This window comes from Oleiphilus sp. HI0061, from assembly GCF_001635675.1.
This window is the reverse complement of sequence record NZ_LWFE01000714.1, coordinates 1-578: the sequence shown is the minus strand read 5'-3', so window position 1 is coordinate 578 and position 578 is coordinate 1. Positions and strand designations below refer to the sequence as shown.

1 protein-coding gene is annotated in these 578 nt (G+C 49.3%); it reads right to left on the bottom strand.

Features of this window, described 5'->3' with window-relative positions:
- A partial coding sequence (locus A3735_RS08975) for an immunoglobulin-like domain-containing protein (RefSeq protein ID WP_156499548.1) occupies window positions 1-578 on the bottom strand: 578 nt, incomplete at both ends.

Sequence of the window (578 nt, the reverse complement as noted above, 5' to 3'; positions counted from 1 at the left end):
TAATGATATAAGTGCCAGCAACGCTAGAGTCGACCATTGTGCCGCCAACTATAATGCCTGCAGATAGGTCTCCGTCAAGTGCGTCATTCGCAGTCGCACCAGCATCGGTATAAGGGGTATTTAGCTCATGGTTAAGTGGGCTGCTACCTAACACGGTGATGCTAGGAGCGCCGGTATCCTGAACATTGACCGTTCGATTAACGGTGTTGGCAGGGTTACCCGATGAGTCGTTCACGTTGTAGCTCAGTACATAGCTACCAACAACTGCAGCATTGACCGTACCACTGACACCGATATTTGAAGATACATCTCCGTCGACATTATCTAGCGCTGTCGCACCCGGGTCGGTGAAGATTGTATTCACCTCATGATCGATCGGGTTGTTTCCGATCAGTGTAATAACAGGGCCGCTCGCATCAGCAACATTAACTGTTCGTGTGACGGGCATTGCATCGTTGCCAGCCGCATCACTTACGTTATACACAAGTGTATAGCTGCCAATTGTACCGGTATCAACAGCGCCACTCTGAATAATGCTTGCTGAAATATCGCCATCAATATTGTCCGACGCACTCGCA